Origin of the sequence: Vulcanococcus sp. DEBay_Sum22DG08_74 (genome assembly GCF_017852955.1) — a bacterium.
Taxonomy (GTDB): domain Bacteria; phylum Cyanobacteriota; class Cyanobacteriia; order PCC-6307; family Cyanobiaceae; genus Vulcanococcus.
The window spans coordinates 1-14,154 of the sequence record NZ_JAFMKL010000011.1 but is presented as its reverse complement, the minus strand read 5'-3'; the positions used below and the strand labels follow the sequence as shown (position 1 = coordinate 14,154).

General features: G+C 63.4%; 16 protein-coding genes. 7 read left to right on the top strand and 9 right to left on the bottom strand.

Going from position 1 to position 14,154, the window contains the following annotated elements:
- Position 1: 1 nt before the first annotated feature.
- Entirely contained in the window at positions 2 to 967 is a 966-nt protein-coding gene (locus QZ184_RS02855; protein ID WP_010313335.1) for a LysR family transcriptional regulator, read from the bottom strand.
- 142 nt (positions 968 to 1,109) lie between these two features.
- On the opposite strand from QZ184_RS02855, the gene QZ184_RS02850 reads away from it, so the two are divergent.
- The 6 genes from QZ184_RS02850 (at position 1,110) to QZ184_RS02825 (ending at position 8,258) form a co-directional block, all read left to right on the top strand.
- Positions 1,110 to 1,811: an NnrU family protein gene (locus tag QZ184_RS02850; protein ID WP_296416217.1), complete on the top strand. Its 702-nt coding sequence runs from the start codon at positions 1,110 to 1,112 to the stop codon at positions 1,809 to 1,811.
- A gap of 46 nt (positions 1,812 to 1,857) precedes the next feature.
- Positions 1,858 to 3,876 carry an NAD(P)H-quinone oxidoreductase subunit 5 gene (locus QZ184_RS02845; RefSeq protein WP_296418062.1) on the top strand — a complete coding sequence of 673 codons (2,019 nt, stop codon included), beginning with the start codon at positions 1,858 to 1,860 and terminating at the stop codon, positions 3,874 to 3,876.
- A 117-nt stretch (positions 3,877 to 3,993) separates the two neighbouring features.
- Complete coding sequence (locus QZ184_RS02840; protein WP_296416216.1) at positions 3,994 to 5,598, top strand: NAD(P)H-quinone oxidoreductase subunit 4; 1,605 nt, start codon at positions 3,994 to 3,996, stop codon at positions 5,596 to 5,598.
- Positions 5,599 to 5,685: 87 nt separating this feature from the next.
- On the top strand, positions 5,686 to 6,045 hold the full coding sequence (locus QZ184_RS02835; protein WP_010313342.1) for a LapA family protein: 360 nt from the start codon (positions 5,686 to 5,688) through the stop codon (positions 6,043 to 6,045).
- A 121-nt stretch (positions 6,046 to 6,166) separates the two neighbouring features.
- Entirely contained in the window at positions 6,167 to 7,054 is an 888-nt protein-coding gene (locus QZ184_RS02830) for a segregation/condensation protein A (protein WP_010313344.1), read from the top strand.
- Between the two features lie 22 nt (positions 7,055 to 7,076).
- A complete protein-coding gene (locus QZ184_RS02825) occupies positions 7,077 to 8,258 on the top strand; it encodes an NDP-sugar synthase (protein ID WP_247476879.1) in 1,182 nt (393 codons plus the stop codon).
- On the opposite strand, the gene QZ184_RS02820 is transcribed toward QZ184_RS02825, so the two are convergent.
- Positions 8,242 to 9,072, bottom strand: coding sequence for a methylenetetrahydrofolate reductase (locus QZ184_RS02820; RefSeq protein ID WP_296418059.1), 831 nt, complete (start codon positions 9,070 to 9,072; stop codon positions 8,242 to 8,244). The genes QZ184_RS02825 and QZ184_RS02820 overlap by 17 nt on opposite strands.
- A gap of 147 nt (positions 9,073 to 9,219) precedes the next feature.
- Here QZ184_RS02820 and QZ184_RS02815 point away from each other — a divergent pair, with 147 nt between their 5' ends.
- Complete coding sequence (locus QZ184_RS02815; RefSeq protein WP_010313351.1) at positions 9,220 to 9,489, top strand: response regulator transcription factor; 270 nt, start codon at positions 9,220 to 9,222, stop codon at positions 9,487 to 9,489.
- Between the two features lie 182 nt (positions 9,490 to 9,671).
- On the opposite strand, the gene QZ184_RS02810 is transcribed toward QZ184_RS02815, so the two are convergent.
- The 7 genes from QZ184_RS02810 to QZ184_RS02780 form a co-directional block, all read right to left on the bottom strand.
- Positions 9,672 to 10,175 carry a CYTH domain-containing protein gene (locus QZ184_RS02810; protein ID WP_296416201.1) on the bottom strand — a complete coding sequence of 168 codons (504 nt, stop codon included), beginning with the start codon at positions 10,173 to 10,175 and terminating at the stop codon, positions 9,672 to 9,674.
- 9 nt (positions 10,176 to 10,184) lie between these two features.
- On the bottom strand, positions 10,185 to 11,096 hold the full coding sequence (locus QZ184_RS02805) for an NAD(+) kinase (RefSeq protein WP_247476876.1): 912 nt from the start codon (positions 11,094 to 11,096) through the stop codon (positions 10,185 to 10,187).
- Positions 11,097 to 11,126: 30 nt separating this feature from the next.
- Positions 11,127 to 11,456 carry an NADH-quinone oxidoreductase subunit NuoK gene (gene nuoK, locus QZ184_RS02800; RefSeq protein WP_010313359.1) on the bottom strand — a complete coding sequence of 110 codons (330 nt, stop codon included), beginning with the start codon at positions 11,454 to 11,456 and terminating at the stop codon, positions 11,127 to 11,129.
- Positions 11,456 to 12,055, bottom strand: a complete 600-nt coding sequence (locus QZ184_RS02795) for an NADH-quinone oxidoreductase subunit J (protein ID WP_247476874.1) — start codon at positions 12,053 to 12,055, stop codon at positions 11,456 to 11,458. The genes nuoK and QZ184_RS02795 overlap by 1 nt, the downstream gene beginning before the upstream one ends.
- Positions 12,055 to 12,651 carry an NAD(P)H-quinone oxidoreductase subunit I gene (ndhI, locus tag QZ184_RS02790; protein WP_296416200.1) on the bottom strand — a complete coding sequence of 199 codons (597 nt, stop codon included), beginning with the start codon at positions 12,649 to 12,651 and terminating at the stop codon, positions 12,055 to 12,057. Before ndhI ends, QZ184_RS02795 begins: the two co-directional genes overlap by 1 nt.
- 76 nt (positions 12,652 to 12,727) lie before the next feature.
- Positions 12,728 to 13,846 carry an NADH-quinone oxidoreductase subunit NuoH gene (nuoH, locus tag QZ184_RS02785; protein ID WP_010313366.1) on the bottom strand — a complete coding sequence of 373 codons (1,119 nt, stop codon included), beginning with the start codon at positions 13,844 to 13,846 and terminating at the stop codon, positions 12,728 to 12,730.
- 65 nt (positions 13,847 to 13,911) lie between these two features.
- On the bottom strand, positions 13,912 to 14,154 hold a 243-nt coding region (locus QZ184_RS02780; RefSeq protein WP_296418054.1), incomplete at its 5' end, for a citrate/2-methylcitrate synthase.

Genomic DNA, 14,154 nt, shown 5'->3' with positions numbered 1-14,154 from the left:
CCTAGGCCTCGACTGGTTCCGGCATGGGCCGGCGCAGGGGGCTATCGGGGCTGGCAAAGACCGGCAGGATTTCCTTGCGGAAGGCATCGGCGGCCCGCGAGCAGTAGCGCGCCGGGTGGGTGATCAACTTGAGCTGCCGGCGCACGGAGAGATCCGCCAGGGCGGGACGGTGCAGGTTGCCCGCCGCCAGTTCCCGCTCGATCGAAACCACCGGCAGGAACGCAGCACCCAGTCCGCTCTGCACGGCGTTCTTGATGGCCTCAAACGAGTTGAGCTCCATCTCAATCTTCAGGCGCGAGACGTCCAGGCCCGAGCGCGCCAGCAGTTGGTCCACCATCTTGCGCGTGGTCGACTGGGCATCCAGGGAGACAAAGCCCAACCTGTACAGGTCGTCCTTACTGAGCTCCGGCAGGCGGGCCAAGGGGTGCTTGGTGGGAAGCACCAGGGCCAGCTCATCGCTGGCATAGGGGATGACCTGCAGCAGTTCATTGAGCTCGCTGGGCAGCTCGCCGCCGATGATCGCCAGGTCGATCTGGCCGTTGGCCACGCTCCAGCCGGTGCGGCGGGTGCTGTGCACCTGCAACTGAACCGCCACCTCGGGGTATTTCTGGCGGAATAGGCCGATCATCCGCGGCATCAAATAGGTGCCGGTGGTCTGGCTCGCACCAACAATCAAGGAGCCGCCCTTGAGGTTGTGGAGGTCATCCAGGGCGCGACAGGCCTCTTGGCACTGACTCAGGATCCGGTCGCAGTAGCTCAGCAGCAGGTGACCGGCCTCGGTCAACTGGGCCTTGCGTCCCCCCCGGTCAAACAGGGAGACATTGAGCTGCTTCTCCAGGTTTTGGATCTGCAGGGAGACCGCCGGCTGGGTGACGTAGAGGCTGTCGGCGGCCTTTTTAAAGCTGCCCTCGCTGGCGATCGCCCGCAGGATGCGCAGCTGATCAAGAGTGAACGGCAGATCAGCCATGGAGGGCGCTGCGGTTCAGCGGGGGGATCAAAACTCTAGGTCGATCGAACAGCGGGTTCATGCGCTTGGCCAGAATCCGCTGGATCTGAAGCAACCCTGAGCCTTGAGCAGCGCCAGCCACCTCCACCACAGCAGCCTGGTGATGCTGGCTCTACTCCTGGTCTTCGCCGTCATCCACAGCGGCGGGGCCTCTCTGCGGTACTGGGGGGCTGAGCGCATTGGTGAGCGGGCCTGGCGGCTGTTGTTTGCCGCCGTCAGCATTCCCTCTGCCGTGGTGGTGATCGGTTACTTCCTCGCCCACCGCTACGACGGGATCCGGCTCTGGAATCTCCAGGACCAGCCCTGGATCGTGCCCCTGGTCTGGGTCGGGACAGCCATCTCCTTTCTCTTCCTCTACCCAGCCACCTACAACCTGCTGGAGATCCCGGCGGTCCTCAAGCCCCAGGTGCGCATGTACGCCACCGGCATCATTCGCGTCAGCCGCCACCCCCAGGCCATTGGCCAGATCCTCTGGTGCTGCACCCATCTGCTCTGGATTGGCAGCAGCTTCATGGTCGCGACCTGCCTTGGCTTGATCGCCCACCATCTCTTTGCCGTTTGGAACGGTGATCGCCGTCTCAGCAACCGGTTTGGCGAAGCCTTTGAGGAGCTCAGGGCCAGCACCTCCATCGTTCCCTTCGCCGCGGTGCTGGATGGACGTCAACAGCTGGTGGCCTCTGAATTCCTCAGGCCCGCCCAACTGGGCATCGCCATCGCCGTTGGGGTCTTCTGGTGGGCCCACCGCTACATCGGGCTGGCCGCGACAGGCTTCAGTCGATTAGGGCTCGCGCACTGGCTGGGATAAGCGCCCGCGGGGCTGCCTACACTCGCCCTGATTCCCTGAGTGCCGGATGCCGTCGCCCGCCGAACTCGCCTGGCTCATCCCGGTGCTCCCGCTGATCGGGGCCGCGATCGTTGGCCTGGGGCTGATCAGCTTTAACCGCACGGTCAACCGCCTGCGCAAACCGGTTGCGCTGCTGTTGATCAGCTGTGTCGGAGCCGCGGCGGTCTTGAGTTACGCCGTTCTCGCCCAGCAGCTGGCGGGCGCCGGGGCCACAGAGGTGCTCTTCGACTGGGCCAGCGCCGGGGCCTTCACCTTGGAGATGGGCTTCCGCGTCGACGCGCTCGGCGCCGTCATGCTCTCGCTGGTGACGACCATCGCCGTGCTGGTGATGATCTACTCCGATGGCTACATGGCCCACGACAAGGGCTATGTCCGCTTTTTCACCTACCTCGCCCTCTTCAGCAGCTCGATGCTGGGCCTGGTGATCAGCCCCAACCTGCTCCAGATCTATGTCTTCTGGGAGCTGGTGGGCATGTGCTCCTACCTGCTGGTGGGCTTCTGGTACGACCGCGATGGCGCCGCCAATGCCGCCCAGAAAGCCTTTGTGGTGAACCGCGTCGGTGACTTCGGCCTGCTGCTGGGCATCCTCGGCCTGTTCTGGGCCACCGGCAGCTTCGGCTTTGAAGAGATCGGGGTGCGCCTGCAAGAGGCCATCAGCTCCGGCAGCGTCTCCAACGGCATCGCGATCCTGCTGTGCCTGCTGGTCTTCATGGGTCCGATGGCCAAGTCGGCCCAGTTCCCCCTGCACGTCTGGCTGCCGGATGCGATGGAGGGCCCAACCCCCATCTCAGCCCTAATCCATGCGGCCACGATGGTGGCGGCGGGTGTCTTCCTGGTGGCGCGCCTGCAACCGGTCTACGTGCCCTTCCCTGAGGTGCAGGTCGTGGTGGCCGTGATCGGCACAATCACGCTCTTCCTGGGGGCCTCGATCGCCCTCACCCAGATGGATCTGAAGAAGGGCCTGGCCTACAGCACCGTCAGCCAACTGGGCTACATGATGCTGGCCATGGGTTGTGGCGCCCCGGTGGCGGGCATGTTCCACCTGGTGACCCACGCCTTCTTTAAGGCCATGCTCTTCCTGGGCTCTGGCTCAGTGATCCACGCCATGGAAGAGGTGGTCGGCCACGAGGCGGTCCTCGCCCAAGACATGCGGTTGATGGGCGGGCTGCGCAAGTACATGCCCGTCACCAGCAGCACCTTCTTTATTGGCTGCCTGGCCATCAGCGGTATCCCGCCCCTGGCTGGTTTCTGGAGCAAGGACGAAATCCTGGGCCAAGCCTTTGGCAGCTTCCCGATCCTCTGGGCCGCGGGCTTTGTCACCGCCGGGATGACCGCCTTCTACATGTTCCGCCTCTACTTCCTGACCTTTGAAGGGGAGTTCCGCGGCAACGACAAGGCGATGCAAGCCCAGCTGATGGCCGCTGCCGGCAAGGGAGGGGACGAGCACGGCGAGGACCATGGCGAACACCATGCCCACGCCGATCATCCCCATGAATCCGGCTGGCAGATGGCCATGCCCTTGGCCGTCCTGGCGGTCCCCTCGGTCTTGGTGGGTCTCTTGGGTGTGCCCTGGAACAGCCGGTTCGGCACCCTCCTCGATCCCCAGGAAGCCGCCGAGGTGGCAGAACACTTCAGCTGGTCTGAATTCCTGCCCTTAGCCGGAGCCTCCGTGACGATCTCGGTGATCGGCATCAGCGTGGCCGTCCTGGCCTACGCCCTGCGCAAGCTGGACCTGGCGACTGCAGTGGCGGGTCGTTTCCCCAGCATCAATGCCTTCCTGGCGAACAAGTGGTACCTGGACGACATCAACGACAAGCTCTTCGTTCAGGGCAGCCGCAAACTGGCGCGCTCGGTGCTGGAGGTGGACTCCAAGGTGGTTGATGGGGTCGTGAACCTCACCGGCCTGGTCACCCTGGGGAGTGGAGAGGGCCTCAAATACTTCGAGACCGGCCGTGCGCAGTTCTATGCGCTGATCGTTTTCGGAGGGGTGATCGCCCTGGTGGTGCTCTTCGGAGCCCTGGGCTGAGGCCTTCGCACAACGCTCTGTGTGACATCGCCCACTCCCAGGGGCGCGTCACGGTGAGCATTTCTACACTCCGCCTAAAGCGATTCGCTTTCGGTGATCCTGGACTTCGTCTCAACCCTGGCCGTAGCGACGGAACAGGCGAGCAGCTCGGCATTCCCGTGGCTCAGCGCCTCGATCCTGTTCCCGATTGCAGCGGCCCTCTGCATTCCGTTTATCCCTGACAAGGGAGATGGCAAACAGGTCCGCTGGTTTGCCCTGGGCGTGGCCCTGATCACCTTTTTGATCACCGTTGGGGCGTATCTGACGGGGTACGACCCCAGCGACCCGAATCTGCAATTGGTGGAGCGGGTCAGCTGGCTCCCGCAAGTGGGGCTGTCCTGGTCGGTTGGAGCCGACGGGATCTCCATGCCGCTGATCCTGCTGACCAGCTTCATTACTGCCCTGGCCGTGCTGGCGGCCTGGCCCGTGAGCTTCAAGCCCCGCCTGTTCTATTTCCTGCTGCTGGCGATGGATGGCGGCCAGATCGCCGTCTTCGCTGTCCAGGACATGCTGCTGTTCTTCCTGGCCTGGGAGCTGGAGCTGCTGCCGGTCTATCTGCTCTTGGCGATCTGGGGCGGGAAAAAACGCCAGTACGCCGCCACCAAGTTCATCCTTTACACCGCTGGCAGTTCGCTGTTCATCCTCCTGGCGGGCCTGGCCATGGCCTTCTACGGCGGGACCACCAGCTTTGAGTACAGCGACTTGATGGCCAAGGGCTTCTCCTTGAAGTTCCAACTCCTGGCCTATGCGGGCCTACTGATCGCCTTTGGCGTCAAGCTCCCCATCGTTCCGCTGCACACCTGGCTCCCGGATGCCCACGGCGAAGCGACGGCCCCGGTCCACATGCTGCTGGCCGGGATTCTGCTGAAGATGGGCGGCTACGCCCTGCTGCGTTTCAACTGCCAGATCCTTCCGGATGGGCATGCGGTCTTCGCGCCACTGCTGGTCGTCCTGGGCGTGGTGAACATCATTTACGCCGCCCTGACCTCCTTCGCCCAACGCAACCTCAAACGCAAAATCGCCTACAGCTCGATCAGCCACATGGGCTTTGTGCTGATCGGCATCGGCAGTTTCAGTGCGCTGGGCTCCAGCGGGGCGATGCTGCAGATGATCAGCCACGGCCTGATCGGCGCCTCCCTGTTCTTCCTGGTGGGTGCCACCTACGACCGAACCCACACCCTCCAGCTCGACGAGATGGGTGGTGTGGGCCAGAAGATGCGCAAGATGTTTGCGCTCTGGACGGTCTGCTCCCTCGCTTCCTTGGCCCTGCCCGGGATGAGCGGCTTCGTCAGCGAGCTGATGGTCTTCGTCGGCTTTGCCACCGATGACGCCTACACCCTTCCCTTCCGGGTGGCCATCGATGGCCTGGCGGCCATCGGCGTGATCCTCACCCCGATCTACCTGCTCTCGATGTTGCGGGAGATCTTCTACGGCAAGGAGAAGGCCGAGCTCGTCGACCACACCAACCTGGTGGATGCCGAGCCGCGGGAGATCTACATCATCGGTTGCCTGCTGGTTCCGATCATCGGCATTGGCCTCTACCCACGCCTGATGACCGACAGCTACAAGGCCTCCATGGAACAGTTGGTGGCCCGAAACGAGAGTGCGATGAAGGCCCTGACCGCTCCTGCCGGAGCAGGCCTGATTCGCCAGGCCCCCCTGCAGGCACCAGCCCTGAGCTAGGGCCATTACGAAGCGCAGCCTCTCAGCGGCTGCGCGTGCAAGATCTTCGTAATCTCAAAAACAGCTCAACAGCGGCCCCTCGCAGCCATGAAGCAGCTGAACTTCCTGCTGATCTTCAGTTTTGGTCTGGCCACGGTGATGTTCACCCTGGAGAACACCGCGCCCACCACCGTGCGCTTTCTGCCCGGGCTGACCACCACCATGCCCCTCGCCGCACTGCTGCTGGTGGTGGGCGGTGTCGGCGCAACCGCCGCCTGGGTCTTTGCCGTCTGGACCGGTGTGGTCAAGCGGGTCGAAAGCCAGACCGATCCTGGCGAGTACGAAGCACAACAGGTGCGCATTCGCGAGCTTGAGGAAGACGTGCAGCGCTACCGCGCCACCGTGGATGCCCAGCTGGGCCTGCTCCCAGCCGCTGGCGAAAGCTCCGCCCAGGGCGAGGCCGCTTAATTGCACGCCTAGGGGCGCAAGATTGGCCAAGAAGCCCATGAAAAGAATGGGCTCAGATCGCTCTTGGGCACTGGCTTAACCCGCTTCAAGCCGGTACCTTCAGTCCAGTCCGCAAGAAACCGTGGCCGAAGGTGGCGCCAGGCTTGCGATCCGGCTGTTGCAGGACGCCGCCGAGCGGGGTGATCTCGACCCCTGGGACGTCGATGTCATCGCTGTCGTCGACGGCTTTCTCGATCAGCTGCGGCAGCGCATTGAAGTGCCCAAGCTCGTGGCGGCCCTCAACAAGGGACGCGGCGGCAGCTACGAACAGGACCTCGCCGAAACCAGCGAAGCCTTCCTCGCCGCCTCGGTGCTGGTCAGCCTGAAGGCGGAGGTCCTCGAGGCCCAGACCTTCCCCCCTGAACCCGAACTGGACGAGGGGTATGACTTTGACTTCGATGCCGAGGGGCAGGGTTGGCTGCTCACCCCTGGGCTGGAGCTCCCCCGCAAACCGGAGCGCCATCTGCTGCGGCGCCCCGTAGCCCCGCCACCGCTGCAGCGCCCGGTGACCCTGGGCGAACTGATCCGGCAACTCGAGGACATCGCCGAGCGGCTCGAGCAGGAAGAGGGACAAGTCCGCAACCGCCAACGCAGCCGCCGCTACAGCGACCGGGCCGCCATCGAGCAGGTCGCCGCCCTCGCCCACCGCGAGAAACTGCCGGAAACCACCGCCGCCCTGAGCCAGTTCCTGCTGCAGTGGCCCCAATCCCTGGAGTGGACGGGTTTTGAGGGTCTCGTGGAGGCCTGGGCTGCCGTCGCACCAGAGGATCTGGACAGCGATCGGGTGGGGGTGTTTTGGGCGCTGCTGTTCCTCTGCTCCCAAGGAAAAGTGGAGTTGGAGCAGCAGGGCGGCTTGTTCGGGCCCTTGCAACTCAAGCGGCTGCTCGATGAGCGGGAATCGGTGCAACTGCCGCTGCCCTCTGAACTGGGGTCAGCTCGGGGGCCGGCTCGTGAACCCATTGCGGCCTAAGTCTTTTGCGTAGGGTGGCGCGATGAAGGCGATGATCCTGGCCGCGGGCAAGGGAACCCGTGTGAGACCCATTACTCACACGATCCCGAAGCCGATGATCCCCATCCTTCAGAAACCCGTGATGGAGTTTCTGCTGGAGCTTTTGCGGGAGCACGGGTTCACCGAAATCATGGTGAATGTCTCCCACCTGGCTGAGGAGATCGAGAACTATTTCCGCGATGGTCAACGCTTTGGCGTTGAAATCGCCTACAGCTTTGAAGGACGGATTGAAGACGGCGAACTGATTGGTGATGCCGTTGGCTCCGCCGGTGGCCTCAAAAAAATTCAGACCTTCCAACACTTCTTTGATGACACCTTCGTGGTGCTCTGCGGAGATGCGCTGATCGACCTCGATCTCAGCGAAGCCGTGAAGCGCCACAAGGCCAAAGGGGCGATGGCGAGCTTGATCACCAAGCGCGTTCCCCGGGACCAGGTCAGCAGCTACGGCGTCGTGGTCACCGATGACGACGGCCGGGTGCGTTCCTTCCAAGAGAAGCCCTCTGTGGAAGAAGCCGCCAGCGACATGATCAACACCGGCATCTACATCTTCGAGCCGGAAGTTCTCGATTTTGTCCCCGAGGGTGTTCCCTTCGACATCGGCTCTGACCTCTTCCCCCAGCTGGTCGCCAACGGCGCACCGTTCTACGCCCTGCCGATGGACTTCGAGTGGGTCGATATCGGCAAAGTCCCCGACTACTGGCAGGCCATCCGCAGTGTTCTGCAGGGCGAAGTGCGCCAGGTTCAAATCCCCGGCAAGGAAATCCGTCCGGGCATCTATGCCGGCCTCAACGTGGCAGCCAACTGGGACAAGATCCATGTCGAGGGACCGATTTACGTCGGCGGCATGACCAAGATCGAAGACGGCGCCACAATCATTGGCCCCGCGATGATCGGACCGAGCTGCCACATCTGCGAAGGCGCCACGATCGACAACTCGATCATCTTTGACTACTCCCGCATCGGACCCGGCGTTCGTTTGGTCGAGAAGTTGGTCTTTGGTCGTTACTGCGTTGACCGCAATGGCGACCACTTCGATCTCCAAGAAGCAGCCCTGGACTGGCTGATCACCGACGCCCGTCGCCAGGACTACGCCAAGCCCTCTGCGCAACAGAAGGCCATGGCCGACCTGCTCGGCACCGATCTAGCGATCAGCAGCGCGAGCTGAATCCCGCGCGCTCCAGGATCAGGGGAATGCGCTCCTCGGCCTTCACGGCCATCAGGTGAACGCCCTGACAGGTTTGGGCGTAGCGACGGACCTGTTCCGCGGCGATGGTGATTCCCTCGTCCGCTGGATTGCTCGCGGCGGCGAGTCGATCAATGATCGATTGAGGAATACAGGCGCCGGGAACGACGCGGTTAATGAAGGCGGCGTTTTTCGCCGATTTCAGGAGAAACACCCCCGCCAGTACCGGCAGTCCTAAGGGTGCGGTGATCTCATCGACGAAACGCTTCAGGCAGTCCTCGTCCATCACCATCTGGGTCTGCACAAATCGCGCGCCCGCCTGCTGCTTCCGGCGGATTCGGCTGCTTAGGCCACTCCAACTGGGGCTTTGCGGATCGGCCGCTGCACCGGCGAACAGGTCCGTTGGACCATCCGGTAGGGGGCCATCCACCGGATCCTCACCGCGGTTAAAGGCCGCCACCTGCTTGAGCAAGCGCACCGACTCCAACTCGTTGACCGGCCGGGCCTGCGGTTGATCTCCCGCCCGAACCGGGTCCCCCGTCAGACAGAGGATGTTTCTGATCCCCAGGGCATGGGCCCCCAGCAGATCGGCCTGCAGACCAATGCGATTGCGGTCCCGGCAGGCCTGCTGCCAGACCGGCTCGACACCGGCGTCTAGCAACAGCCGACAGACCGCCAGGCTGCTCATCCGCATGACGGCGCGGCTGCCGTCGGTGACGTTCACGGCGTGCACCCAGTCCTTCAGCAACGCAGCGTGCTCAAGGGTCCGCTTGATCTCCCCGCCACGGGGGGGCATCACCTCTGCCGTCAGGGCAAACTGGCCCGCCTCAAGCGCCTGCTGTAGCCGCAAAACAACCTTGCTTAACAGGGCCCATCATTAACCACCGCTGCCATGCCCAGATGGGATCGGCTGCCTACAGTGACAAGGCGTCTCGGGGCATGGATGACTGATCGAAGCAGCCTCGGCCATTCCCCCATGGACCTCTCCGAGCGCGAACTGGAGATCATCCAACTCGTCGCCCAAGGCCTCACCAATCAGGAGATTGGCGAGAACCTGATGATCAGCAAACGCACCGTGGACAACCACGTCAGCAACGTCTTCACCAAAACGGGCGCCAAGAACCGCGTGGCGCTACTGAATTGGGCGATGGATCACGGCAAGATCTGCCGCGATGGCTTCAATTGCTGCAACCTGCCTGGGGACGAGGACTAGCTCCCGACTCCACCGCCGCGAACAGCGGCTCAATGCTGAAGGCACCCTCGCCCAGGGCAAAGAGCTCGGCGTAGGCGAGGCACTCGGCCTGATCCAGCCCACAGCAGCGGAGCACTCCGTCTTGGTCGTAAAGGCCGAGCAACGAACAACCTGGTCAATCCTTAAGCAAATCCTAAGGCAGCTCAGCTGTGCTCCAGCCAGGGGGTCCGCTCCGCCTCGCTCCAGCGGGCCCAGGGATGGCTTGCCAAGGCCGCATTGCTGAATTGGCCCAGCCCGGTGATCTCCCGCACGCACCAATCCGGGATCTCCACGGCCTGATCGGCCCGCTCCAGTTCCACTTCGGCCAGAACCAAGGGGGCGTTCTCCCCTGCAAAGACATCCAGAACCCAGTCCCCACCCGGTAAATCCAAGCCGAAGCGACGCTTAATCAGCTGCGCCTCACAGCGCTCGAGCAACGCCGAAGCATCGGCCGCCGGAATCGCGTACTCAAACTCTTGCCGGGCGATTCCGCCGGCGGGGAATTTGAGCGTCAGCCAAGCCTCATCGACGCCGGCCAGGCGGACCCGCGAGGTCATCGCCTGGGAGGAGTTCGGCAGGTACCCCTGGGCGAAGTCCCGCTGCCAAGACACCACGGAGCGCCACTGCTGACCGGAGACCAGAAAACGACGCTCAATCTCGAGGGCCATGGGCTTGCTCTAGTTGGGAGACGGCTCGGCGGCCGTCAAACTGCCGGCCCAATGCAACTTATGGGTCAAGGTGCGGTAGTAGGAGGGGCTCTGCTCCAGCAACACCATCAAGGCGTGATGGGGGGAGCGGCGCACATCACAGCGATCCCCGGGCTCCAGAACCGCCGCGAAGGCCCCGTCCTTCCAGAGGCGCACCCGACTGTTGGAGGGACCCAGCGGCCAGACCGCCAACTGCGCCCGGGGCGGAACCACCAAAGGACGGCTGGAGAGGCTCATCGGACAGATCGGGTTCACCACAATCGCCTCCACACCGGGATGCAGGATCGGGCCGCCGGCCGCCATCGAATACCCCGTTGAGCCGGTCGCGGTCGACATGATCAGGCCATCCCCCCGGAACTGATCAACCACCTCCCCATCAATCTCCAACTCCAGGACGCAGGTGGGGGTGACCTCGTCGATCCCGGGCCTCAGGTAGAGGTCATTGAGGGCCGTATGCACCGTGTCGCTGCTGTCGGTGCGCGCCTCGAGCATCATGCGCCGCTCAAGGGCAAAGCGATCGTCCCGAAGTCGCTGCCAGAGATCGAAGGAACCCTCGGCTTCATGACCATGGCCCAGCAGCTTGCGCTCCTGGGTCAAAAAGCCGAAATGACCGCCGACATTGAACGAGAGGATCGGCACGTCCAGGGACGCCAGGTGCCGCGCGGCCCCAAGCACCGTTCCGTCTCCGCCCAGCACCACGGCCAAATCCGGCGGACTCCCCTCATCCGCCAAGAGTCCGGGGAAGGGGTTCGCACTGGCCCCACTCATGGCCACGGCGACCTTGACGCCTTGATCGCGCAAGATCTGGGCGCAACGCCGGGCTTGGCGCAGGGCAGCCTGGCTGGCCGCTCGATGGATCAACCAGACGGTCTCAAGGCGCATAAGCCAGAGCTGAGCTCGCGCCCAGCCTGGCTACCAACGCAGCAAGTTGAAACGCTCCATATCCACCGTTTCACGGTTCCGATACAGAGAGAGAAGGATCGCCAGGCCGACGGCAGCCTCAGCAGCCGCCACGGTGATCACGAAAATTGCAAAGACCTGTCCGCGAATCAGCTGGCCATCGAGGTAGCTGGAGAAGGCCATCAGGTTGATGTTCACCGCATTGAGCATCAGCTCGATGCTCATGAGTACCCGCACGGCGTTGCGGCTGTTGATCAATCCCCAGACACCCGTGCAAAACAGGATGGCGGCCAAGGCGAGATAGCCCTGGAGAGGAACGGTGGTGGGCAGCTCGATGGACATCAGTTGGTTTTCTCCAGGAGCAGGGGCGTGCGGGATTTCTCGATCAAACCCTGATCAGCGGGTTCGCCGGTGACCACATCGGTGCTGAAGACATCGCGGCGGGCCAGGACGATCGCGCCGATCATCGCCATCAACAGCAGGACTGACGCCAGCTCGAATGGCAGCAGGTAGTCGCTGAAGAGGTGCTCACCGATGCGAATGGTGGCCTCTTCGCCAATGGGGGTCGGGCCGGGCAAGGCCCAGGGGGTCGTGAAGGCCACCCGCAGCAGCAGGGCAAACAAACCAGCGCACACTGCACCGGAGAGGAAGCGACGCACGGCCAGGCCAGGGATCGCCGCCAGGTCTTCCTTCTTGTTCACGAGCATGATCGCGAACAGGATCAGGACGTTGACCGCACCGACGTAGACGAGCACCTGGGCGGCCGCCACGAAACTGGCATTCAGCAGCAGGTAGAGACCGGCAACCGAGAGGAACACGCCGCCCAGCAAAAAGGCGGAATAGACGATGCTCGGCAGCAGGACCACGCCAAGGGCGCCGATGGCGACCGCTGCTGAGAGGAAGACAAAGCAGATGAACTGCGTGGAGGAAGCAATGGTCATCAGGCGTTCTCCTCCTTCGGCAGGGTCTTGAGGACGTCAGCGGGCAGTTTGCCGGCCCGCGGACGATTGGGATCCACGCCATGGGGATCCATCTCCCCTTTCGGCAGATAGGCCAGCTCCCGCAGGGGCAAGACCGCTGGGTCGCTGGTGACGCTGGTGGGGAGACGGCCGAGGGCGACGTTGTCGTAGTTCAGGCTGTGGCGATCGAAGGCCGCCAGCTCGTACTCCTCGGTCATCGAGAGGCAGTTGGTCGGGCAGTACTCGACACAGTTGCCGCAGAAGATGCACACCCCGAAGTCGATGGAGTAGTTGCGCAGTTCCTTTTTCTTGGTGGCTTTGTTCATCACCCAATCCACCACCGGCAGGTTGATCGGGCAGACGCGCACACACACCTCACAGGCGATGCACTTGTCGAACTCGTAGTGGATTCGGCCGCGGTAGCGCTCCGACGGAATCAGTTTTTCGTAGGGGTACTGAACCGTGATCGGCCTGCGCTGAAGGTGGTCAAAGGTGACCGAAAGCCCCTGGGCGAGGTAGTTGGCCGCACCCACCGCATCGCGGGTGTAGTCACCGACTTTCTTGAGGAACCCGAACATGGAGTGGTGGGAAGGGGCGGTGGCGCCGGCACCATGATGGCCTGGCGACCTGGCAAAGGGGGGTGGCGGTGGGGAATTAACCGCCGAAGAAGGCCGGGAACGCGAGCTTCAGACCAGCGGTCACCAGCAGGTTGACCAGGGCGACGGGCAACAGGAACTTCCAACCCAGGTCCAGCAGCTGGTCAATGCGCACCCGGGGAACGGTCCAGCGCAGCAGGATCGCGAAGAACACCAGCAGGTAGGCCTTCAGGACCGTCATCACGATCCCGGTGGTGGCGGTGATCACCTGCACCAGGGGAGCGTCGATCGGCTGACCCGTCAGGTTCACCACCCACTCGACGGGAAGCGGGAAGCCCCAGCCACCCAGGTAGAGCACCGCCACCAGCAGGGCGGAGAGCACCAGGTTGATGTAGCTGCCCAGATAGAAGAGGGCGAACTTCATGCCGGCGTATTCGGTCTGGTAGCCAGCCACCAACTCCTCTTCAGCCTCCGGCAAGTCGAAGGGAAGGCGCTCACATTCGGCCAGGGCGCAGATCCAGAAGATCACGAAGCCGACGGGCTGGCGCCAGATGTTCCAGCTGAGGATCCCCGCACCGGTCTGCTGGTTGACGATGTCAACCGTGCTGAGGGAGTTGCTCATCATCACCACGGCCAGCACCGCCAAGGCGAGGGGGATCTCGTAGGAGATCGACTGGGCGGCGGCCCGCAAGCCACCGAGCAGGGAGTACTTGTTATTCGAGGCGTAGCCAGCCATCAGCAAGCCAATGGGCTGGATGCTGCTCAGGGAAATCCAGAGAAAGATGCCGACGCCGACATTGCTGATCAGCAGGTGCTGGCCGAAGGGCACGACCAACCAGCTCAGGATCACCGGCACCAGGACCAGCACCGGGCCCAGGGTGAACAGCAGGCCGTCGGCTCGGGCCGGAATGATGTCCTCTTTGAACAGCAGCTTCAGGCCGTCCGCGAGGGGCTGAAGGATGCCCAGGGCACCGGCGTATTCGGGGCCGATTCGCTGCTGAACGGCAGCCGAGATCTTCCGCTCGAGCCAGACGTTGACCAACACGCCAACGACTGCAGCCACCAGGACCACCAGCATCGGCAGCGGCAGCCAGAGCAGGTGGGCCATCCCCGGCGACAAGCCGAAGCCCTGCAGCACGTCCGTGAAGCTGGCCTCAAGGTCGAGCCCGGCACTCACGACAGCGGGATTGGCGATCACCATGGGTGGTCTGTTGATGGGGGCAACTTAGGCCGGCGCAGCCCTTAACGGCCTTCGATCGGCTGCCAATCGCGGCCGCTGGAGCCGGTGTAGATCTGCGTGGGCCGGTAGATGCGGTTGGCACCGAGCTGTTCTTTCCAGTGGGCCAGCCAGCCTGCGGTGCGCGCGATCGCAAAGATCGGGGTGAATAGGTCCTGGGGAATGCCCAGTTTTCGGTAGACCAAGCCGGAATAGAAGTCGACATTCGGATAGATCCCCTTCGGACCCAGGCGCTCGGCTGCCGCGGC